The 22,036-nt window shown below is 63.6% G+C and carries 20 protein-coding genes; 16 read left to right on the top strand and 4 right to left on the bottom strand.

Annotation, left to right across the window (positions count from 1 at the left end):
* Positions 1–3 precede the first annotated feature (3 nt).
* The 12 genes from ACO06J_RS11730 (at position 4) to ACO06J_RS11675 (ending at position 11,842) form a co-directional block, all read left to right on the top strand.
* Entirely contained in the window at positions 4–915 is a 912-nt protein-coding gene (locus ACO06J_RS11730; protein ID WP_421760897.1) for an ABC transporter permease, read from the top strand.
* Between the two features lie 17 nt (positions 916–932).
* Positions 933–2,027: an ABC transporter ATP-binding protein gene (locus ACO06J_RS11725; RefSeq protein ID WP_421760896.1), complete on the top strand. Its 1,095-nt coding sequence runs from the start codon at positions 933–935 to the stop codon at positions 2,025–2,027.
* Positions 2,028–2,047: 20 nt separating this feature from the next.
* Positions 2,048–3,115 carry an ABC transporter ATP-binding protein gene (locus ACO06J_RS11720; protein ID WP_421762496.1) on the top strand — a complete coding sequence of 356 codons (1,068 nt, stop codon included), beginning with the start codon at positions 2,048–2,050 and terminating at the stop codon, positions 3,113–3,115.
* Positions 3,116–3,178: 63 nt separating this feature from the next.
* A complete protein-coding gene (locus tag ACO06J_RS11715) occupies positions 3,179–4,087 on the top strand; it encodes a DMT family transporter (protein WP_421760895.1) in 909 nt (302 codons plus the stop codon).
* Positions 4,088–4,187: 100 nt separating this feature from the next.
* On the top strand, positions 4,188–5,126 hold the full coding sequence (locus ACO06J_RS11710; RefSeq protein ID WP_421760894.1) for an acetamidase/formamidase family protein: 939 nt from the start codon (positions 4,188–4,190) through the stop codon (positions 5,124–5,126).
* Positions 5,127–5,138: 12 nt separating this feature from the next.
* Entirely contained in the window at positions 5,139–6,827 is a 1,689-nt protein-coding gene (locus ACO06J_RS11705; protein WP_421760893.1) for an asparaginase domain-containing protein, read from the top strand.
* Between the two features lie 12 nt (positions 6,828–6,839).
* Entirely contained in the window at positions 6,840–7,289 is a 450-nt protein-coding gene (gene ureE, locus ACO06J_RS11700; protein ID WP_421760892.1) for an urease accessory protein UreE, read from the top strand.
* On the top strand, positions 7,282–7,959 hold the full coding sequence (locus ACO06J_RS11695) for an urease accessory protein UreF (RefSeq protein WP_421760891.1): 678 nt from the start codon (positions 7,282–7,284) through the stop codon (positions 7,957–7,959). Before ureE ends, ACO06J_RS11695 begins: the two co-directional genes overlap by 8 nt.
* Before the next feature lie 15 nt (positions 7,960–7,974).
* Positions 7,975–8,670 carry an urease subunit beta gene (gene ureB, locus ACO06J_RS11690; protein WP_421760890.1) on the top strand — a complete coding sequence of 232 codons (696 nt, stop codon included), beginning with the start codon at positions 7,975–7,977 and terminating at the stop codon, positions 8,668–8,670.
* 3 nt (positions 8,671–8,673) lie between these two features.
* A complete protein-coding gene (gene ureC / locus ACO06J_RS11685; protein WP_421760889.1) occupies positions 8,674–10,371 on the top strand; it encodes an urease subunit alpha in 1,698 nt (565 codons plus the stop codon).
* Positions 10,368–11,018: an urease accessory protein UreG gene (gene ureG, locus ACO06J_RS11680; RefSeq protein ID WP_421760888.1), complete on the top strand. Its 651-nt coding sequence runs from the start codon at positions 10,368–10,370 to the stop codon at positions 11,016–11,018. Before ureC ends, ureG begins: the two co-directional genes overlap by 4 nt.
* On the top strand, positions 11,015–11,842 hold the full coding sequence (locus ACO06J_RS11675; RefSeq protein ID WP_421760887.1) for an urease accessory protein UreD: 828 nt from the start codon (positions 11,015–11,017) through the stop codon (positions 11,840–11,842). Before ureG ends, ACO06J_RS11675 begins: the two co-directional genes overlap by 4 nt.
* Before the next feature lie 16 nt (positions 11,843–11,858).
* Here ACO06J_RS11675 and ACO06J_RS11670 read toward each other — a convergent pair whose 3' ends face one another.
* The 3 genes from ACO06J_RS11670 to ACO06J_RS11660 all read right to left on the bottom strand — a co-directional run bounded on the left by ACO06J_RS11670 (position 11,859) and on the right by ACO06J_RS11660 (position 15,311).
* Complete coding sequence (locus ACO06J_RS11670; protein ID WP_421760886.1) at positions 11,859–12,668, bottom strand: ATP-binding cassette domain-containing protein; 810 nt, start codon at positions 12,666–12,668, stop codon at positions 11,859–11,861.
* A gap of 10 nt (positions 12,669–12,678) precedes the next feature.
* Positions 12,679–14,082: a sugar ABC transporter permease gene (locus ACO06J_RS11665; RefSeq protein ID WP_421760885.1), complete on the bottom strand. Its 1,404-nt coding sequence runs from the start codon at positions 14,080–14,082 to the stop codon at positions 12,679–12,681.
* A 182-nt stretch (positions 14,083–14,264) separates the two neighbouring features.
* Positions 14,265–15,311, bottom strand: coding sequence for a substrate-binding domain-containing protein (locus ACO06J_RS11660; protein ID WP_421760884.1), 1,047 nt, complete (start codon positions 15,309–15,311; stop codon positions 14,265–14,267).
* 334 nt (positions 15,312–15,645) lie between these two features.
* On the opposite strand from ACO06J_RS11660, the gene ACO06J_RS11655 reads away from it, so the two are divergent.
* The gene (locus ACO06J_RS11655) at positions 15,646–16,926 is read left to right on the top strand and encodes a vanadium-dependent haloperoxidase (RefSeq protein ID WP_421760883.1); all 1,281 of its coding nucleotides are present in this window, start codon (positions 15,646–15,648) and stop codon (positions 16,924–16,926) included.
* Positions 16,923–18,539 (top strand): CRTAC1 family protein, encoded by a 1,617-nt coding sequence (locus ACO06J_RS11650; RefSeq protein ID WP_421760882.1) that lies wholly within the window; start codon positions 16,923–16,925, stop codon positions 18,537–18,539. The genes ACO06J_RS11655 and ACO06J_RS11650 overlap by 4 nt, the downstream gene beginning before the upstream one ends.
* Here the strand turns inward: ACO06J_RS11650 and ACO06J_RS11645 are convergent.
* Positions 18,536–19,453 (bottom strand): aldose 1-epimerase, encoded by a 918-nt coding sequence (locus ACO06J_RS11645; protein ID WP_421760881.1) that lies wholly within the window; start codon positions 19,451–19,453, stop codon positions 18,536–18,538. The genes ACO06J_RS11650 and ACO06J_RS11645 overlap by 4 nt on opposite strands.
* 65 nt (positions 19,454–19,518) lie before the next feature.
* Between ACO06J_RS11645 and ACO06J_RS11640 the strand changes: the two genes are divergently transcribed.
* Both ACO06J_RS11640 and ACO06J_RS11635 read left to right on the top strand, forming a co-directional pair.
* Positions 19,519–20,307 (top strand): FadR/GntR family transcriptional regulator, encoded by a 789-nt coding sequence (locus tag ACO06J_RS11640; RefSeq protein ID WP_421760880.1) that lies wholly within the window; start codon positions 19,519–19,521, stop codon positions 20,305–20,307.
* Positions 20,304–22,031, top strand: coding sequence for an IlvD/Edd family dehydratase (locus ACO06J_RS11635; protein WP_421760879.1), 1,728 nt, complete (start codon positions 20,304–20,306; stop codon positions 22,029–22,031). Before ACO06J_RS11640 ends, ACO06J_RS11635 begins: the two co-directional genes overlap by 4 nt.
* Positions 22,032–22,036: the final 5 nt, after the last annotated feature.

The raw sequence follows: 22,036 nt of genomic DNA, 5'->3' as shown, positions 1-22,036 counted from the left end.
CCCATGACCGATGTTCCCGCCGGCAGCCTGCCGATCGCCAACAGTCCGGGTGCCCAGGGCGCTCCCGCCAGCAAGGTCCGCTCCTACTGGGGCAACGTGTGGAACCGCCTGCGCTATGACCCCGTAACGCTGTTCTGCATGGCGCTGATCATCCTGATCGTGCTCGCCGCCATCTTTGCCCCGTGGCTGTCGCCGATGGATCCGGAAAAATCCAGCATGGCCAACCGCCTGCGCCCCATCGGCTACAAGAAGTACCTGCTCGGTACCGACGAGCAGGGCCGCGACATGCTGAGCCGCATGCTCTGGGGCGGTCGTGTGTCGTTGATGATGGGCATCCTTCCCGTATTCTTTTCGACGCTGATCGGCGGCATGTTCGGCGTCGTTGCCGGCTACTACGGCGGCAAGGTCAACATGGTGATCATGCGCACCATGGACGTCTTCTTCGCCTTTCCATCGGTGCTGCTGGCCGTTGCCATCGCCGGCAGTCTCGGTGGTGGCATTGGCAACCAGATGCTGACGCTAACCGTGGTTCTGATCCCGCCGATCTGCCGTGTGGCCGAGACCGCCACCAGTCAGGTCCGAGCTCTCGATTTCGTCGATGCGGCCCGCGCCAGCGGCGCCTCGACCATCTCGATCCTGTTCAACCACGTGCTGATCAACGTGCTCTCGCCGGTGCTGGTCTACTCGTCCACCCTGGTATCGATCTCGATCATCCTCGCTTCGGGCCTCTCCTTCCTCGGGCTTGGCGTGTCGCCGCCGACCGCTGACTGGGGGCTGATGCTTTCGACGCTTCGGCAGTCGATCTACGTGCAGCCGCTCGTCACAGCCATTCCGGGTGTCGCCATCCTCATAACCTCCATTGCCTTCAACCTCGTCAGCGACGGGTTGCGCCAGGCCATGGACGTCAAAGCCTGATCGAAAGGACCCCTCAGATGACCGATGTCACCGAAACCATCGAGGCCACATCCGCAGATCCGCGTGATCGCGGTGGTCCGGCCCAGCCGATGCTGATCGTCGAAAACATCAAGAAGTACTTCCCGATCCGGGCGGGCCTGCTCAACCGCAAGGTCGCCGAGGTGAAGGCTGTAGACGATATCTCGTTCTACGTGCTGAAGGGCGAAACCCTCGGCATCGTTGGCGAGAGCGGCTGCGGCAAGTCCACGCTTGCCCGACTGCTGATGTACCTGATCGAAAAGGACGAGGGGCACCTGGTGCTCGACGGCGACGCCGTCGGTGAGACCCGCGGCGTACCTCTCGACGGGCTCCGCCGCTCGCTACAGATGGTGTTTCAGGACAGCTATTCATCGCTGAACCCCCGCCTGCCCATCGAGCAGTCCATCGCCTACGGCCCAAAGGTTCAGGGCGCATCCGCCAAGGTAGCAAAGGAACAGGCGCGCGCCCTGCTCGAAAAGGTGGGGTTACGGCCCAACCTCTTTTCCCAGCGCTATCCGCACGAACTCTCCGGCGGCCAGAAGCAGCGCGTCAATATCGCCCGCGCCCTGGCGCTCGATCCGCGCCTGCTGATCCTCGATGAGGCGGTTTCAGCCCTCGACAAATCCGTCGAGGCGCAGGTGCTGAACCTTCTCGCTGACCTCAAGGAGCAGCTCAACCTCACCTACATCTTCATCAGCCACGACCTCCACGTCGTGCAATACATCTCGGACAGGGTGCTGGTGATGTACCTCGGCCAGGTGGTCGAGATCGGGCCGGTCGATAAGCTCTACGCCAACCCCAAGCACCCCTACACCCAGGCCCTGCTGGCCTGTCGGCTGAGCATGGACCCCGACGACCGGGTCGAAGCAGCGCCGCTGGCGGGCGACCCGCCCAATCCCGTGAACCCGCCTTCGGGCTGCCGCTTCCACACTCGCTGCCCCTATGCCGAGGACATTTGTATGTCCAAGCAACCTGTGCTGGGTGACGTGCTGCGCGCCACGCCCGACCAGCACCTCGCCGCCTGCCACATGACGACCGCGGGGTCGGGCCATTCGAAAGCGCCGCCGACGCTGGCCGAACTCTTTCCGAATTGATGGAGCTTGCCATGAACGACATGCAATCGCCCGATCTCAGCCTCGCCGAACGTGCCCGCCCCGTCGGCCCGCCCTTCGTCAACGTAAAGGACCTGAAGGTCCGTTTCGTCTCCCGCGAGGCGACGGTGAAGGCTGTCAACGGCGTCAGCTTCGAGCTGGCGCGCGGGCAGGTGCTCTGTGTCATCGGCGAGTCCGGGTCGGGCAAATCGGTGATGATGCGCTCCCTGCTTCGGCTGCATCCCAAGAAGCGGACCATCATCGAAGGCAGCATGCTGGTGGGCGACGAGGAGATCACCACTGTTTCTGAAAAGAAGATGACCGAGCTTCGTGGCGCCACAATCTCGATGATCTTCCAGGAACCGATGACCGCGCTCGACCCCCTCTACACAATCGGCGACCAGATCGCCGAAACGGTGATGCGTCACGAAAAGGTGGATCGCGACGCGGCCATGAAGCGCGCCTTCGAACTCCTCGAACTGGTCCGCGTCCCCTCGCCGGAGCGCCGCCTCAAGGCCTATCCGCACGAACTCTCGGGCGGCCTGCGGCAGCGCGCCATGATCGCCGTGGCACTAAGCTGCCGGCCGAGCCTTCTGCTCGCTGACGAGCCGACCACCGCCCTTGACGCTTCGGTGCAGATCCAGGTCTTGGTGCTACTGCGCAAGCTGCAGCGTGAACTGGGCATGTCGATGATCTTCGTGACCCACGATCTGGGTGTAGCCGCGCAGATCGCCGACAAGGTCGCGGTCATGTACGCGGGCCGCATCATCGAATATGGCGAAGCCCGCGACGTGCTGATGAACCCCCAGCACCCTTACACCAAGGCCATGCTGTCCTCGACCGTCAAGGATCAGCACAAGGGCGCGCCACTCGAAGCGATCGCCGGCACGCCGCCTGATCTGCGGGCGCTGCCGGATGGATGCAGCTTCGCGCCACGCTGCAAATACGCCACCGACGCCTGCCGCGCGGCCATGCCCGATCCGGTCAGCGATGAGAAGGGTCACTATGCCCGCTGCATCGGCGTCACCGCGGTGGCGGGTATGCTGCGGTTCGTCGCGCCAGCGCCGACACGGCTTGCCGAACCAGCCTGATCGCGCCCGATGTGTTGAGTGAAGAGCCCGGCCTCGCAACGACCGGTGGGAGGAGTTTTGCCGATGCTGGTCTGGTGGCAAGCGCAATCCCCGACGATGAAGGGGACAGTGCTGATGGTGACATCAGTGCTGTTCTTCTCAGTGCTGCTGGTGCTGATCCGCATCGTCGGGCAGGGGGTCTCGGTGTTCACGCTGGTCGTGGTGCGCCAGGCCATCATGCAGGTGATCATCCTCGCTACCGCCGGCAAGCAGGCGCGTCACATCCTCAAGACCAACAATCTCAAGCTGCAGCTCTGGCGCTCGGTTCTGGCGCTGGGCTCCACCCTTGGCATCTATATCAGCTTCATCTACCTGCCCCTGGCACTCGCCAGCGCCATCAGCTTTTCCGCCGTGCTGTTCGTCACCATGGGCGCTGCGCTGTTCCTCAAGGAGCAGGTGGACTGGAAGACGTGGCTCGCCACCATCATTGGGCTCGGCGGCGTGGTGATCATGCTGAGTCCGCGTGAAGGCGGCGATATGGTCTACGTGCTGATCGCCATCGCCGGAGCCATCGTCTCAGCTGGCACTATCCTCACGGTCCGCGTCTTTCATCCATCCGAGACCATCGGCACAGTGCTGACCTATCAAGGCGCGCTGGTGCTGCCGGTGCTCGGCATACCGATGCTGCTGACCTGGCAGATGCCGACGCCTACCGAATGGGCCCTGCTGCTGGCCATCGGCATCGTCAGCACGCTCGGCCATTGGACGTTCGTCGCCGCCTACCGGCAGACCGAGGCGGCACGGCTGGCGCCGCTCGATTTCCTGCGGCTGGTGCTGCTGTCCTTTGCCGGGTTGCTGTTTTTCAACGAGCATCTCGAGTCGACGCTGCTGGTTGGAATGGTCATCGTCATCTCCACTACCTTCTACATCATCCGCTCCAATGCCCGCGTCGCGGCCGAGCGCGCAACCGTCGAGGCAGCGACGCTCATATAGTTCATATTTCAGTATTTGAAATGTTGACTAACTGGCGTTGCGAGTGCCACTGTTTACGCTGTTGAGGCCGGCGACCCGAGGCCGGTTGGGGATCAAAGTCATGGCCAATCACCACCTTCTGCCCAGCGTCGAGACCTGCCACTACGGCTTTTTCGATGCGACCCTGAAGCCGGCGCTGAGCGTCAAGAGCGGCGATATAGTCACTATCGACACGGTGACGGGTTCGCGCGATGTACTTCCCGATCCAACCAAATTCCACATTCCGCCAGCGCTCGGCCCGATCCTCGACGCGCTACCGCCGTTCGGCCCGCACATCCTCACCGGGCCGGTCTATGTCGAGGGCGCCAAGCCCGGCAACGTGCTGGAAGTGCGCATTCACGACGTCAAGGTGATCCAGGACTGGGGCTTCAACCTCATCGTGCCACTGCTCGGCACCCTGCCGCATGACTACAACGAGATGCGCCTCACCAACATTCCCATCGATATAGAGCGCAATGTCGGCATTATGCCGTGGGGGCTGGAACTGCCGTTGAAGCCGTTCTTCGGCGTCATGGGCGTCGCCCCGCCGAAGGGCTGGGGCAAGGTCACCTCGGTCGCTCCCACCGCCATGGCCGGCAACCTCGACAACAAGGAACTGGTCGCTGGCGCAACGCTCTACCTGCCGGTATTCAACGAAGGCGCGCTGTTCTCGTGCGGTGATGGCCATGGGTGCCAGGGCGATGGCGAGGTCAACGTCACCGCCATTGAGACCGCGCTGCAGGGCACGTTCGAGTTCATCGTCCGTGACGACCTCACCTTCACCTGGCCGCGCGCCGAAACGCCCACCCACTACATCACTATGGGTATGGACCCCGACCTCGACCAATGCGCCATCAAAGCGCTGCGCGAGATGATCGCGCTGATCGGGGAAAGGACCGGGCTCTCCCATGCCGACGCTTACATGCTGTGCAGCCTCGCTGGCGACCTGCATGTCACCCAGACCGTCAACGGCTCCAAGGGCGTCCACATGATGCTCGACAAATCCTACGCCAAAGCCTGACCGGAGCGTCACATGAGCAAGATCCGCATCGCCCATCTGGCCGGTCCCACCGCCACCATCCAGAACACCCCGCCGCTGGTGACCTCCAACAAGGCCCGCCTCAAGGCCGGCCTGCCACCGATCACGGCCGGCAACGGCAATCCGGCAACCTTCGATCCGCTGCGCGCCCAAAAGTTAGCCGTGCCAGTGAAGGTCTATGTCGAGCAGTTCTCCGCCCACCCGCTCGAAGCTGACGCGGCAGAACTCTACAACGCACCTGATGGCTACATCAAAGCCGATGGAAGTTTCAGCAAGGACAAGACCAGCGACACCGACAAGCCGGTCTACGAAATCGAACTCACCCCTCAGGATGGCCTCTATCCGCTCCCCTACATGGCGCTGCAGCAGGACGGCTCCGCCTGGGAAGAAGAAGGCACCAAGCCGATGGGCATGGTCCACCGACAGGGCTTCTTTCCCGATGGATCTCGCAGCTTCGAGGAAATCGATCGCCTCTCGATTGGCGCCGACGGCAAGGTCAACATGATCGGCGGCCGCGCCGAGGTGGATTTCTACCGGGTCGCGCCACCCGGTGGCTTCACCAAGGGCCTGGCGCATGACAAGCGCGCCGATGAGGGCGAGGGCGATACCCCGGCCGAAGCCATGGGCTGGGACTTTTTCGGCTATAAGCCGTTCCACCTCGCCAAGTCGCCGCCCCGCCCGGTGCTCGCCAAGATCACCAATGACGTGCAGGCGGTTATGTCGTCTGGCAAATATGATGGCGCCATCTGGACCCAGGGCTCGCCCCAGGTCGAAGAGAGCGCCTACTGGTTCAACCTCCTGATTGATACCCAACTGCCCATCTGCTGCAACGCCGCGCAGCGGCCGCAGGGGCAGATCAGCAATGATGGTCCGGCCAATATCGTCGACTCGGTCACTTTCATCGAATCGGGGATCTGGAAGGATGGCAAGGGCGGCAACCGCGCCGGCACCGTCGTCATTCAGGAGCAGCAGTTCTTTGCAGCGCGCGAAGTCGCCAAGGTCGACGCCCGGCTCGGCGGCTATGTCGCAACCGGCGGGCATGGTGGCATCCTGGGGCAGGTGACCCATATGGGCGTGCCCTACATGATGTACGTCCCGGCCTATAAGCACACCGCCAATTCCGACGTGAACCTCACCAAGCTGCCCGCCAGCGTGAAGGCGACCCGGTCGGGGCGGAGCGGCATCGAAACCTACGATTTCAAAATCAAGGACGGTGCCGGCAAGCTCTTGGCCGACGCCATCCCCTCAGTCTCGATTGTCAAGGAGGGCGGTTATTTTGCCGACACCTTCGGGGACGACCCGGCGCCCGAGGGCGATCTCGACTTCCTGATCAGGCACAAACTCGCCGGCGGACGCCTCGGCGGCTTCGTCATCGAAGGCCTGGTGCCCTATGGCGCCGCCACCTCCGAACTTCGCGCCGGCATGCTCCGGCAGGCAAGCTTCATGGGCCTGCCCGTGGCGCGCGTCGGCCGCGGCTACCCCGAGGGCTTTGCCGACCCCGACCCGTGGACCATCGCCGGGCTGAACCTCACCTCCACCAAGGCGCGGCTGCTGCTGATGGCATGCCTGATGAAGTTCGGCAGCCTTCCCGTCGCCGCCGATCCCGCCAATCCCACTGACGTGGAGGTGGTGGCGCTGAAAGCCGCACTCGCCGCCTATCAGCAGGTCTTCAACACCCACTAGGAGACGACGCGAGTGCTGCGCTTGCATGGCATAGTCGGGCAGTCAGATGATCCGGCATTCAAGGCGGTGCTGCACCAGCTCGAGCACAGCGATGGCATCGAGCTGCTGTTCGTCCCGCCGTCCGATGCCGGGCGGAAGCGCTTCCGCCTCACCACCGATCGCGGGACGGATTGTGCAGTGAGCCTCGACCGCGACGAGGACCTGAGCGACGGCGCGGTGCTCTATGTCGATCCAGCCCGCGCCATCATCGCCCGCTTCGGGGAGCAGGAGGTCTGGCGTCTCAAGCCGCGCGATCAGGCTACCGCACTGAAGCTCGGCTGGAACGCTGGGAATCTCCATTGGCGGGTTCGGTTCGAGGACGATTGCCTGACAATCCTTCTCGACGCTCCGCTCCACACCTATCGCGCCCGCGTCCTGTCCCTGCTCGAAGACGGCGATGTCGAAGAGCTCGGCGATGTTTGACACAGCCGCCGCCCTCGCCCTGCTGCAATACGGAGACAGCGCCTACCCGGCCGGCGGCTTCGCTTTCTCCTGGGGCGTCGAGGGCCTCGCCGCCGACGGGCTTCTTGAAGGTCAGGGCCATCTCGACCTGCTTGTAGCAGAGCACCTTGAGGCCCGCTGGAACACCATGGATCGCATCCTGCTGCGCCGTACTTTCGCTGCCCCCGATCTTGCGGCGGCTGCTGCTGTGGACCGGTACGCAGAAGCCGCGACCCCCTCACAGCAATTGCGCGACGGCTCGCACCGCGCCGGCCGCGCCCTGCTGGGTGTGTCCGTTCGGCAATGCGGCCCACTCTCGACGAGCTATCGCGCGCTGATCTCAGCCGACGCCCGCCTTGGCCACCTCCCCATCGTCCAGGCGCTGGTCTATCGCGACGCAGGGATTGGGTTGGCTGCAGCCGAATTGCTGTCCGGCTGGACGCTGGTCACTGGACTGGTCAGCGCTGCCGTCCGACTCGGCACACTCGGCCATATCGAAGCCCAGCAGAGCCTCAGTTCAGCACGTGCCGTGCTCGAAACGCTGCTCGCTTCGGAGCCTGCACGAGATGCCGAGCCATCGAGCTTCACGCCACTCATCGATATTGCCGTATCACGCGGCCCCTCGCGGCATGTCCGCATGTTCGCCACCTAGCGCCGGAGGCCAAAAATGAACCTCACGCCCACCGAGATGGATCGCCTGACCATCTTCACCGCCGCCGAGATGGCACGCCGGAACCGCAAGCTCGGCATTCGTTTGAGCCACCCAGAGGCGGTGGCACTGATCACCGACGAGGTGATGCTCGCCGCCCGCCGCGACATGCCCTATGCCGAAATCCGCGACATGGCGAGCCGCCTGCTGACCACAGATGACGTCGAACCCGGCGTCGCCGAAATGGTGCCGATGATCTACATTGAGTGCGCCTTCGCCGAGGGCACCAAGCTGCTGGTGCTGTTCGAGCCGATTTCCATCGGCCACCTGCCGCTCCTTGAACCGACCTTCCCCGGCCAAGTCTTCACGCCCGAGGGTGAGATCGAGTTCTTCGAGGATGGTGAGAGCGTCACCCTCGACGTGGTCAACTCCGCTGACCGCGACGTGCAGGTGCGCAGCCACACCCACTTTTTTGAATCCAACCGCTCCCTCGATTTCGACCGCGCGCTGAGCTGGGGCATGAAGCTTGATCGCCCGGCGGGGATGGGCATCCGCTTCGAGCCCGGCGTTGCAAAGTCCGTCCGTCTCGTCCCCATCGCCGGCAAACGCGTCGTCATCGGCCAGGCGGGTCTCGTCAACGGCCCGCTGGAGGCAGACGGCGCCAAGGCGCGCGGCCTCGAACGCGCCCGCCAGCGCGGCTACAAGGGAGCCTGAAGCATGTCGAAACTCTCGCGCGAGGCCTATGCCCGGCTCTATGGCCCGACCAAAGGCGACCTCATCCGGCTCGCCGACACGGAACTGCTGATCGAGATCGAGCACGACTACGCCGTCTACGGGCACGAACTGGTGCTCGGCGCTGGCAAGAACCTCCGCGATGGCGAGGGCATCGCCCCTTACCTCAAGCCTTCGGACGGCATCCTCGACATCGTGATCTACGGCGCCACCATCGTCGATGCGATCACCGGCATCATCAAGGCCGATATTGGTATCCGCGACGGCCGGATCGTCGGCATCGGCAAGGCCGGCAACCCAGACACCATGCCCGGCATCACGCCCGAAATGCTGGTCGGTTCGACTACCCAGCAAATGAGCGGCGTCAACTACATCGTCACCGCCGGCGCCATCGAGAGCCACGCCCATATTGGCTCACCCGAGCAATCTGAGCACGCGCTGGCCGGCGGCACCACGACGCTCATCGGCTCCGGTCCGCTCGATGTCGGCAGCGGCACGACCCGCTCTTTCGGCCTACTGCTGCAGGGCATGGAGGAATCGCCGGTCAACTACGCCCTGTTTGGCCGTGGCAGTACCAACCCAGAGGCGGTCGAGGAATCCGTCGCCGGGGGCGCCGCCGCCATCAAGATCCACGAGGATTGGGGCGCCGCTCCGGCCGTCATCGATGGCTCATTGATCGCCGCCGACCGCAACGATTTCGCGGTGCACCTCCACACCGACACCATCAACGAGTTCCTGTTCGCCGAGGATACGATGGCGGCCTGCGAAGGCCGCACCATCCACATGTACCACGTCGAAGGCGCTGGTGGCGGCCACGCCCCGGACCTGCTCAAGGTCTGCTCCTACGAGAACGTCATCCCGTCTTCGACCAACCCCACCAACCCCTTCACGCAATACGCGATGGAGGAGGGGCTGCCGATGGCGATGATCGCCCACAACCTCAACTACAACACGCCCGAGGACCTGCTGTTCGGCGAAGCCCGCGTCCGGGCGGGCACCATCGCTGCGGAGGATTTTCTCCACGATATGGGCGCCATCTCGATCTTCGGTACTGACACCCAGGGCATGGGCCGGCTCGCCGAGAATGTCGCCAAGTGCTGGCAACTGGCCTCCGTCATGAAGGAACGCATCGGGCGTCTCCCCGAGGAGACCACCGCCCGCGCCGACAACGAGCGGGTCAAGCGCTACATCGCCAAGCTCACCATAAACCCCGCCATCGCCGTTGGTATCGACGATCATGTCGGCTCGATCGAAGTCGGCAAGATCGCCGATCTGGTGCTCTGGCCGCGCGCATCGTTCGGCGTTAAGCCATGGATAGTCATGAAGAACGGCGCCATCACCTGGCAGGCCATGGGCGATGGCAATGGCAGCCTCGGCCTTGCCGAACCACAGGTGCAAAAGACCATGTGGGGCGGCCTCGGCTCCGCCCGCCAGCAGGTGAGCTTCAATTTCATGAGTAAGCTCGCGATCGATGCGGGCGTCGCCGAGCGGCTGCACCTCGGCAAGCGCACCCTTCCGATCAAGTCTGTGCGACACCTGCGCAAGAAGCACATGGTGCGCAACGATGCTCTGCCTGGGATCGAGGTCGACCCGCAAACATTCGAAGTCCGCGCCGATGGCCGGCTGCTGATGTGCGAGCCGACGAAGCGTGTGCCGCTCATGCGGAGGTACATGCTCAGATGAACCAGTTCTCTCCCACACGTGTTATTGGCGCAAAGCCCATCGCTGCCGCACGCGTCGGCATCGGTGGCCCGGTTGGCTCGGGCAAGACCGCCATGGTAGAACGCCTGATCCCGGCGCTGATGGCGCGGGGCATCGATATTGCGGTGATCACCAATGACCTCGTCACCGCCGAAGACGCCGAGCGTGTACGTCGGTCTGGTCTGATCGACCCGGCTCGGGTCTCCGCCGTCGAGGCCGGTGCCTGCCCGCATACGGTGATCCGTGAGGACCCCACGCTCAATATCGAAGCGGCCGATGACCTCGAGCGGCGGTTTCCGGGAGTGGAACTGATCCTCATCGAAAGCGGCGGTGACAATCTGGCGTCGACGTTTTCCCGCGACCTCACCGATTTCTGGATGTTCGTTATCGATGTGGGCGGCGGCGACGACATTCCGCGCAAGCGCGGGCCAGGCGTCATCCGCGCCGATTTGCTGGTAATCAACAAGACCGACCTCGCGCCCCATGTCGGCGTCAACCTCGACCGCATGCACGCCGAGGCGCTGTCGGTGCGCGGCAACCGCCCGGTGCTGATGACCAACTGCCGGCGCGGCGAAGGGATCGAGGCGGTGGTCGACCTGATCGAACGCGACGTGCTGTTTCGCACGTGAACGCCCAACTGCCGCAAACGCTCGCCCATCTGGACCTGAGCTTTGCACGCCGGGGCGACAGGACGGTGTTCGACCGGAGGCTGTTCCGCTGGCCGTTCGTTCTGACCCGGACCTTCCATCTCGACACGACGCCCCGGCACATGCTGACGGTGATCCTGCAGACCAGCAGCAGCGCGCTGCTCGGCGAGGATCGCCTGCGGCAGCGGTTGGCATTGGCGGAGGGGAGCGCGGTGCACCTCACCACCCAGGGCGCCGCCACCGTTCACCGCGCTGTGCCGGGGCAGGTGGCTGAAGAACACGTCTCACTCACCGTCGGGGCCGGCGCCTATCTCGAATACCTGCCCCAGCCGCGCATCCTGTTCCCCGATGCTGCGCTGTCGCAATCGATCGAGGTGGACGTGGCCGCCGGCGGTGCGGTGATCCTCTCCGACGCCTTCACCGTCCATGATCCAACTGGTGCAGGCCGCAGCTTCCGCCGGTTGCAATCGGCCATCACCGTCCGCTTCGATGCGGACGAGCCAGTGGTCATCGATCGGCTTGATATCGCTGCAGCGCTCCAGCCCAAGGCCACAGCCTTCGCCTCAATGTTGCTGCTCACCCGTGGGCCGGTGCCCGTCGATCAGGCCCAGGCCCTAGCGCTCTCAGCAGCGCTCGCCGAACTGCCCGATCTCTACGGTGCCGCCAGCTTGTTGCCAGGCGACGCCGGTATCGGTGTGCGCCTGGCGGCTCGCGATCTGCGCGCCGTGCGCCTGGGTCTCGATCTCTGCAGCGCTGCTTTCCGGTACCACGCCACCCGCGATGCACATACCGCGGGCCGACAGTGACGACGATGGCCGTCTGCTAGTCCTGCATGGCGCCCGGCCCGGGAATGGCGCCGGGTGGGCATTTGCCCAGAATGATCATCCCCAGCACCTCGTCCTTGGTCACATCGGTAACCTTGGCCGTGCCGACGACGCGGCCGTTCTTCATCACCGCCACGCGGTCAGCCAGGTCGAATACGTCGTGGATATCGTGGCTGATCAGGAAAATGCCGATGCCCTGCGCCTTCAGTTGCAGGATCAGCTCGCCTACCTGCGCCGTCTCCTGCGGTCCAAGCGCTGCCGTCGGCTCGTCCATGATCAGGATGCGGGCATTGAAGTGGATGGCGCGGGCAATAGCTACAGACTGCCGCTGCCCACCCGAAAGCGACTTCACCGGCTCCTTGAAGCGGCGGAAGTTGGGGTTGAGCCGACCCATCACCTGCCGGCAGGCCGCCTCCATGGCGATATCGTCCAGCGTCCCCCAGCGGGTGCGCAACTCACGGCCGAGATAGAGGTTGGCGGCTGCATCGACGTTGTCGGCGAGCGCGAGGGTCTGGTAGATCGTCTCGATGCCCAAGGCTTTGGCGTCGCGCGGATTGTTGATTTCCGCGTCCTTGCCCTCGATGCGGATCGTGCCCGAGTCCCGCTTGTAGGCGCCCGAGAGCACCTTGATCAGCGTCGACTTGCCCGCGCCATTGTGACCGAGCAGGCCGACCACTTCGCCGGGGTAAAGATCGATCGACGCGTGATCCACCGCCTTGATGCCGCCGAAGGCGATCGATACGTCGTTCATTTCGACGAGGGGAGTACGTGCACTGCCGGCGTTTGCCGGAATGGATTCGACTGTCATGCGGTCCTCCCTACTTCACGCGGCGGCGGTAGGCCTGGTCTACAAAGACCGCCAGCACCAGCACAACGCCGACCACGATATTGGTATATGCCGAGTCGACATTGAGCAGCGCCATGCCCGACTGCAGCGACTGCATCAGCAGCGCCCCGACGATGGCGCCATAGATGGTGCCCACACCACCCGCGAGCGATGTGCCGCCGATCACTGCCGCGGCGATCACGTAGAGTTCGCTCAACGTGCCCAGCGCCGTGGTGGCTGCATCGAGGCGTGCCGAGGCGATCACTGCTGAAACGCCGACGAGGGCGCCCATCAGCGTGAAGACCATCACGGTCAGCCGCTTGGTGTTGACACCGGCCAGTTCCGCTGCCTCTGGGTTGCCGCCGGTTGCGAACACATAGCGGCCGAAGCGAGTGCGGCGGGCGATAAAGGTCATGATGATGCCCACGGCCACGGTGATCAGCACGGGGATCGGGTAGCCGGTCTGGAAGGTCAGGCCGTTGAGGCAGGTGACGACCTTGTCACCGGCCATGCAGATTGCGGCGCCTGCCTTGTTCTCGACGCCGGCCGGAATTGTCAGGTTATTGTCGATTGCCCAGCGCTCGGCAACACGGGTCGGCCAGAGATAGGAATTGACGACGGCAGTGGTGCCAAGCACGGCAGCACAGCCGATCACGCCGATCAGGATCTCGGCCCATACCGGTTTGGGAGTGAATTTGAAGCGCAACCTTTGCCGCCGCCCGCCAATGATCGCCGCAATAATGACGAGGCAGGCGATGCCGCCCAGTATCCAGCTCCACATCGGGCCGATCGAGGCCAGTGGTCCATTGCCACCAATCAGCTTGAAGGTCTTGTCCATCGGCGCAACAGTCACGCCGCTTGCGATCAGGAACGCCGCGCCGCTATAGGCGATAAGACCGCCCAGCGTCACGATAAAGCTCGGAATCTGGCCATAGGCGATTAGCACGCCGTTGAACATGCCAACGGCAGCACCCAGCGCGATGGCGAACAGCACAGCGATGATCCAGATGGCTGGGTGACCAATCCCGAGCATGGGGCCAAGGTTCGAAACCTGCAGCACACCCGTTGCCACGGCCACGACGCTGAGCATCGAGCCGACCGACAGGTCGATCTGCCGCAGCACGATCACCAGCACCATGCCGGTCGTCATCACCGCGATCACCGATGTCTGGACCAGAAGAATCCAGAGATTGCGCGAGGTCAGGAACGAGCCACCGAAAATACCACCGCTGCCTGGACGGATCTGGCCGCTGATGATGTCGAAGCCGACCCAGATGATCATCAGCGCGACAATCATGCCGATCATGCGCGTATCGATCTCGGTCGCCCGGATCAGGCGCTTCAAAACGCCGTCGTTCGATAGTGCCGGTCCGCCGGCATTGGTCTGCGTCGCCATACCCCACCCTTTGGCCGCTTGCCCGCAGCCTAAACTCCGCGATCAGGATCGCAGCTTGTCCTTTGTTTCAGCAGTCGCGGCACCGTGCCGTCACGCGCTGAAACTCTGCGTTACCAATAGAAAGGCCGCGCCACCGAAAGTCGGGCGACGCGGCCTGCATTCTTCAGATCAGGCTAGAGCGATCAGTTGCAAGCAGCAACCGAACCCGCTGCCACACCCGCGCAGGCTTCTGCCTTGCTGATCCAGCCGGCATCGATCACGTCGTTCAGGTTGTCCTTGGTGATCGGATTGGGAGCGAGCAGGATCGCGTTCACTTCAACGCCCTTGGCGCCGCCGCTGAACTTGGAAACGCCGGCCAGCGTGGTCGGGTCGGTGCCATCGGCGATGGCAACGGCTGCTTCAGCCGCAACCTTGCCCAGAGCGCGCGCGTCCTTCCAGACGGACACCAGCTGAGTGCCAAGAGCAACCCGGTTCAGCGCAGCCTTATCGCCGTCCTGGCCGGTTACAGGAACGGCACCAGCCATACCCTGAGCGTCGAGCGCAGCCACCACACCGGAAGCCATGCCGTCGTTTTCGGAGATCACTGCGTCGACCTTGTTACCGGTCGAGGTCAGGCACTGTTCCATGTTCTTCTGCGCGTTGTCCGGCTTCCAGCCATCGGTGAAGGTCTCACAGACGTTCATGATCTTGCCGGCGTCCATCTGGGCCTTCAGCACTTCCTGGATACCCTGGAAGAGGAAGGTGGCGTTCGGATCGCCCTTGTCGCCCTTGATGAAGGCGAAGTTGCCTTCAGACTTGCCCTTTTCGAGCATCGTCTTGGCCATCAGGCGGCCAACACCGACGTTGTCGAAGGTGACGTAGAGCGCGTTGGGATCTTCAACGAGCACGTCGTACGAGATCATCTTCACGCCAGCGTCAGACGCAGCCTTGAAGGAGGGCAGGATGGCGTCGGAGTCATAGGCGACCACGAGGATCACGTCGACCTTCTGCGAAATCAGGCTCTCGATGTCGGCGGCCTGCTTCTGCGCAGAACCCTGAGCATCGGTCGACACATACGTGTCGCCAGCAGCCTCAACGACGGACTTGATCGCAGCTTCGTCAGTCTTCCAGCGTTCTTCCTGGAAAGTCTTCCACGACACGGCAATGGTCTTACCGGCGGCCATCACGGCCGTCGACGTGGCGGTCATCAGCAAAGCGCCAGCCAAAAGAGTTAGTACCTTGAATTTCATCTGTTCGGTCCTCCCCGAATGCCACGGAACGTCTTGGCGCGACCAAAACGCAGGGGCAAACCGCGCCGTCATTCCGCAGCCTTGTGTGTCAATTTGCCCTGAGCAATGCTCGGGCGGACGCTGCAGCAACTCGCGTGGCCTGTCAATCGACATATCAACGCCTTAGCGAATTCTAGGGATTTCGAGTCAACCTAGACTTTTGTCGCGAGCATTGACCCGCCGACTGCGGTGCGGCAAAACGGTGGCAATAGATCGGCATGGCTTAAGCACCAGCTGGCAAATATTGGGGGAACTAATGAATATTCGTCGGGGAGTCGCGATCGGTTTGGTCGCAGTGCTGGGCTGGATGACCGCGTTGGGTGCACTGGCGGCGGAGCCACGGCCTGAAGCCAATGTTGCGCTGCGCAACTGGTTCAGCCTCATGCTGGAACTGGTGAGGCACACGCCCACTTACTCGCCGCCGGTGGCGAGCCGTGCTTTCGGATATCTGGGCGTCATCGCGTTCGAGTCACGGGTTGGTGGATCGACCGAGCTGGAGTCCCTGGTCGGACAGCTGGCAGGACTTGATGCTGTGCCGCAGCGTGAGCCCGGTGCCGTTTACGACGATGCGGTCATTCTCGACACCGCGCTGGCCGTCGCGATGCAGAGCTTTTTCCAGAACACCGGCCCTACAGGCCAGCATGCCGTTGCCGCCGCTGAAAAGAAGTGGCGCGACGAGACCAATGCCGGGGTCTCTTTGGATGTGGTCAAGCGCAGCGAGGCCTTCGGCCGCGCCATGGCCGAAAGCGTGATCTCGTGGTCGCAGTCCGACGGCGGCGCCAAGATCGAGAACATGGGCTTCCCGTTAAAGTACGACCTGCCGAAGGGCGACGGAAAGTGGGTTCCCACAAGTCTGATTTCCCAGCAACAGTTGCCACTTTTGCCGGCATGGGGCGACAATCGCACCTTCGTGATGCCGAGCGGCGCGACGTGCCCATTGACCCCGCCTTTTGCTTACAGCGAGAGCCCGGACTCCGACTTCTACAAGGACGCACTCGAGGTCTACCAGACGACAAAGGCCCTGGATGCCGATCAGACGGCGATCGCGCGGTTCTGGTCCGACGATCCGATGTTGTCGACCACGCCCCCCGGGCACTGGATCTCGATTGCCCTGCAGGTTGCCGAGCAAAAGCAAATGTCGCTCGACGACAGCGTCGATCTGTTCGCGCGGCTCGGAGTCGCGATGTCCGACGCCTTTGTCGGCTGCTGGCACCAGAAGTTCATCTACAACCTGGTCCGGCCGGTTACCTACATCAAGAAGTTCATTGACCCCAAGTGGGAGCCAATCCTTATCACGCCGCCATTCCCTGAATATCCAAGCGGTCACAGCACAGTTTCGGCCGCGGCAGCGACCGTACTGACCGCGTTCCTTGGTGACAATTTCGCGTTTGACGATGAAACCGGCGGGCGCGACGGACGGAAGCCAAGGCACTTCGCCAGCTTTCTGTCGGCCGCTGATGAGGCCGGGATCTCAAGGCTCTACGGTGGCATCCATTTCCGCGCCGCGATCGAGCGCGGACTGGAGCAAGGACGTTGTATCGGTGCCTATGCTGTCGCTCTGAGGACCCGCAAATGATCCGCTCATTTTTCCTTGGCGCCGCTGCGCTGGCAGTCTCGTTCACCGTAGCTGGCTTCGCTCGTGCCGAGTCAGTGACCCCGCCCACGGTCGTTCCCAAGTTCGTCGAAGAGACGGCGACATCCGGGATCACCTCCGCCTATGAGGGCGAGTGGTTCTTTATGGTGGGCGGCGGTGTCGCAGCGTTTGATTGCAACGATGACGGCTACCCCGACATGTTGCTGCCGGGCGGTTCCTCCAAAGCCACATTCTATCTGAACACCAGCGCCAAGGGCGGGCCGCTGACGTTTAAGCCGCAACAAAGCGGTCTGGAGTTCGACTCGGTGACCGGCGCCTATCCGGCAGACATCGACAGCGACGGGATCACTGATCTTGTGGTGCTGCGGGTAGGAGAGAACCTGGTCATGCGCGGTCTCGGTGCCTGCAAGTTCGAGCGCGCCAATGAATCCTGGGGCTTCGATGGTGGCGATGCGTGGACCGCGTCGCTGGCGATGACCTGGGAGCATGGGGCAACCTGGCCGACAGTCGCCATCGGCAATTACATCGATCGCAAGGAAGAGATTTCGCCCTGGGGCTCGTGCACCGACAACTGGCTGCACCGCCCGGCCGCCGATGGCGGCAAGTTCGCGGCACCACTGCCGCTCAAGCCCAGTTATTGCGCACTTTCCATGCTGTTCACCGACTGGAACCGCTCGGGCACGCCAAGCCTCAGGGTCTCCAACGACCGCGAGTACTATGAGGGCGGGCAGGAGCAGATGTGGAAGCTCGATCCCGGCAAGGATCCCGTTCTGCTCACCGAAGCCGATGGCTGGAAGCGCCTGCGCATCTGGGGCATGGGGATCGCCAGCTATGACATCAATTCCGATGGCTACCCCGACTATTTCCTCACCAGCATGGCCGACAACAAGCTGCAGATGATCGCCCCTGCCGCCGATGCCGCCGCCAAGCCGGACTACAAGGATGTCGCCTACGCCAAGGGTGTCACCGCCCACCGGCCATATACCGGGGGTGACTTGCGGCCCAGCACCGCCTGGCATGCCCAGTTCGACGACGTGAACAACGACGGCCTCGTTGACCTGTTCGTCGCCAAGGGCAACGTGGCTCAGATGCCGGACTTCGCCGCCAAGGACCCCGACAATTTGCTGCTGCAGGGCGCAGACGGCAAGTTTGTCGAGTCGGGCGACAAGGCCGGAATCGCCAACAACGGCACCGCCCGTGGTGCCGCGCTCGCTGACTTCAACATGGATGGGTTGCTGGATCTGGTCGTCGTCAATCGCTGGACCAGTGCGCAGGTCTGGCGCAACGCCAGCGCCGACCCCAGGAACTGGATCGAGTTGCGGCTGAAGCAACCCGCTCCCAACCTCGATGCCATCGGCGCCTTCATTGAGGTCAAGCACGGCGACGCTATAATGCGCCGCGAACTGACAGTCGGTGGCGGCCATGCCGGCGGCCAGCTCGGCTGGGTGCATTTTGGTCTCGGCGACGACACCAGGACCAGCGTCAGCGTTGTCTGGCCCGATGGCACCCGCAGCGACTGGGCCGATCTCGGCGTAAACGGCTTCTACGTCCTCGAAAAGGACAAGCCGGCCGCCGCGTTCACACCGCGCGACTAGCCGAGTTTCGGCGAGAACTGCACCCGGGCCGCGATGGTGGCGCCGGGTGCAAGGACGATCAGGCCTGTGTCATCGCGGCTCTGCACGAGGTTGAACGCATTGGTGATGTTGCTTACCGGCTCGGCGCAGAAGTAGGGCTCGCCCGCTGGCGTGTAGAGCGTGAGGAAACCCAGCGGACGCTCTGCGGACATCACGAGGCTTGCGTCGTACTCCGGCCAGTCGATCCGCGCAGTGCCAGACCATCCGGTGAACACGGTATCAAGCGGCACCTCTGCCGGAACCAGCCCGGCCGCTGGGTTGGCCGACGCCGAAACCGCCACCAGCCGCGTCGGCAGAACTTCTGCGTCGGTCTCCCACATTCCGGCCACATCAGCTGTGATGCGCGTCAGTGGTGTTGCCGGGAAATACGGGTGAAGCCCGAACCCCATCGGCATGGGTCTCGCGCTCAGATTGCGCATGCTCAAGGTGATGCTGAGGGCGCCCTGCGACACCGCGAACGCCTGTTCCGCCTCATACGCCCAAGGCCACGCGTCGGCGGCATGCCTGTAGCGCAGCACAAGGCGGTCGGGGTGCCGTTCCCCGATCGTCCAGGCATTCCTCCAGCCATGCCCATGCTCGAAATGGGGGTCCGTCGGCGGCGTTCCCGGCAGCGCCACATCCTGCCCGTCAAAGGTGAAGCGACTATTTTCGACCCGGTTCGAATAGGGGACGAGGGGAAAACAGCCCATGTTGCCGACGTCGCGCTGAGACAGCGCCTCGGGGCTCGCCGGCCGCAGCCAGTCGATCCGCCCTGATGTGCTGTTCCATCGATAGGACGCCACAGCGCCGCCTGCCTCCGGCGCAATCTCCACCACGCCGATCCCATCGCTGATTTGGACGAGCGACGGCGCGGATGACGTGTCTGCGGAAACCATGGCGGACCTTTCGAAGGGCTATTGACTCGTCCCAATCTGCACATAATACATATGATATGAATAGTATGAAGAATGAAAAATCGTTCAGTACCGCCCGTTCCCGGGCCTCTCAATCGGGGTCTTCGGGCCGGTCAAGTCTTCATGCCAGCGTCGTCGAGCAGATCGGCCGGCGGATCGTGCAGGGCGAGTTCCTGCCGGGCGAAGCGCTGCCCAATGCGGACGATTCCAGCGAAATGCTCGATGTCAGCCGCACCGTGCTTCGCGAGGCGATCAAGGTCCTCGCCGGTAAGGGTCTGGTCGAGTCTCGTCCCAAGACCGGCACTCGGGTCAGGCCGCGCGCCGAGTGGAACTTCCTCGATCCAGACGTCCTCGCCTGGCGCTATTCAGGCCCCATCGTTCCCGATGACGTAACCGCGCTATTCGAACTCCGGCGCGCCATCGAGCCGATGTCCGCCAATCTGGCGGCACTGCGCGCCACGCCCGCACAGCTGCAGCAGCTCAATGCCGCGCTCGCCGAGATGGAGATCGTCGCCGACGACGCCGAAACCTTCGCCAAGCCCGACCTGGTGTTCCACCAGACCATCCTGCGGATGAGCGGCAACGAACTGATCGGCTCTCTCGCAGCCCTCATCGAAACGGCGCTGCTGATGAGCTTTCGGCTCTCCAACGATCTGCCGGAAGGCCAGCGCCACTCCATGCCGCTCCACCGCCATGTCGCCGAACGCATTGCCGCGCGGGATGGGGCAGGGGCCCAGCAGGCTGTGCTGCAACTCATCGACAATGCCGAACTCGATGTGCGGCGCGGTGTTGAGAACCGTAACAAGCGCCGGAATGGCCTGGGAGCAAAACCGTGAGCGACGAAAAGCGCAAACTCCGCTCGGCGGCCTGGTTCGGTGGCGATGGCAAGAACGCCTTCATGCACCGCAGCTGGATGAAGAACCAGGGCATCCCGGATGACAATTTCGACGGCCGGCCCGTCATCGGCATCTGCAACACCTGGTCCGAACTGACGCCTTGCAACGCGCACCTCCGCGGCATTGCCGAGCACGTCAAACGCGGCGTCTATGAAGCTGGCGGGTTCCCGGTAGAGTTCCCAGTGATGTCGCTGGGCGAGTCCAACATGCGCCCTACGGCCATGCTGTTCCGCAATCTCGCGAGCATGGATGTCGAGGAATCGATCCGCGCCAACCCCATTGACGGCGTCGTGCTGCTGGTCGGCTGCGACAAGACGACCCCAGCCCTCCTGATGGGCGCAGCGTCCGCCAACCTCCCCACCATCGCCGTTTCGGGCGGCCCCATGCTCAACGGCAAATACCGCGGCCAGGATATCGGCTCGGGCACCCATGTGTGGAAGTTCGCCGAGGACGTGAAGGCCGGCCGCATGAGCGTCGAGGAGTTCCTTGGTGCCGAGCAGGGCCAGAGCCGCTCGGCTGGCAGCTGCATGACCATGGGCACCGCCTCCACCATGGCCTCGATGGTCGAAGCCCTCGGCATCGGCATGCCCGACAATGCCGCCATCCCCGCGGTGGACTCTCGCCGCCTCGTGCTGGCGCAGATGGCCGGCCGCCGCATCGTCGACCTCGTCAAGGCCGATACCAAGATCGCAGAAATCCTCACCAAGGACGCCTTCGAGAACGCCATCCGCGTCAACGGCGCCATCGGCGGCTCCACCAACGCCGTGCTGCACCTCATCGCCATTGCGCGCCGCCTCGGCGTCGAACTGTCGCTCGATGACTGGGACCGCCTCGGTCGCGGCGTGCCGACCATTGTCGACCTCATGCCGTCCGGCAAATTCCTGATGGAAGACTTCTACTATGCTGGCGGGCTGTCCGCCGTGATGGCCTCGCTCGACGATGTCGGCCTGCTGCATCGCGACGCGCTGACCGTCAACGGCAAGACGCTGGGCGAGAACATTCTCAATGCCCCCAACTACAATGAAAACGTCATCCGCACGCTCGACAATCCGTTGACCGCCGAGGGCGGCATCGCTGTGCTGCGCGGCAATCTCGCTCCCGATGGCGCGGTGATCAAACCGTCCGCCGCAACACCTGCACTGATGCAGCATCGCGGCAAGGCCGTCGTCTTCGAAAACATCGAGCACTTCTACGCCCGCATCGATGACCCCGATCTCGATATCGACGCCACCTCGGTGATGGTGCTGAAGAACTGCGGTCCGCGCGGCTATCCCGGCATGGCCGAAGTCGGCAACATGCCGCTCCCCGCCAAGCTCCTGAAGCAGGGCGTTTCCGACATGGTCCGCATTTCGGACGCGCGGATGAGTGGCACTGCCTACGGCACCGTCGTGCTGCACGTGGCCCCAGAAGCCGCTGCTGGTGGTGCGCTTGCTCTCGTCAAGGATGGCGACATCATCGAACTCGACGTCGCCGGAAGGCGGCTCGAGCTGATGGTCTCCGATGCAGAACTGGCGTTGCGCCGCGTCGAGTGGGCGCCGCCGGAGGCGCCAGTCGGCGGCTACCAGAGCCTCTATGTCGAACGCGTTCTGCAGGCAGATGCCGGCTGCGACTTCGATTTCCTCGTCGGCCGGCGCGACGCCGGCATTCCCCGTCACTCCCACTAGATAGA

Origin of the sequence: Devosia sp., assembly GCF_965229025.1 — a bacterium.
Lineage (GTDB): Bacteria > Pseudomonadota > Alphaproteobacteria > Rhizobiales > Devosiaceae > Devosia_A.
This window is presented reverse-complemented; position numbering and strand designations above follow the sequence as displayed.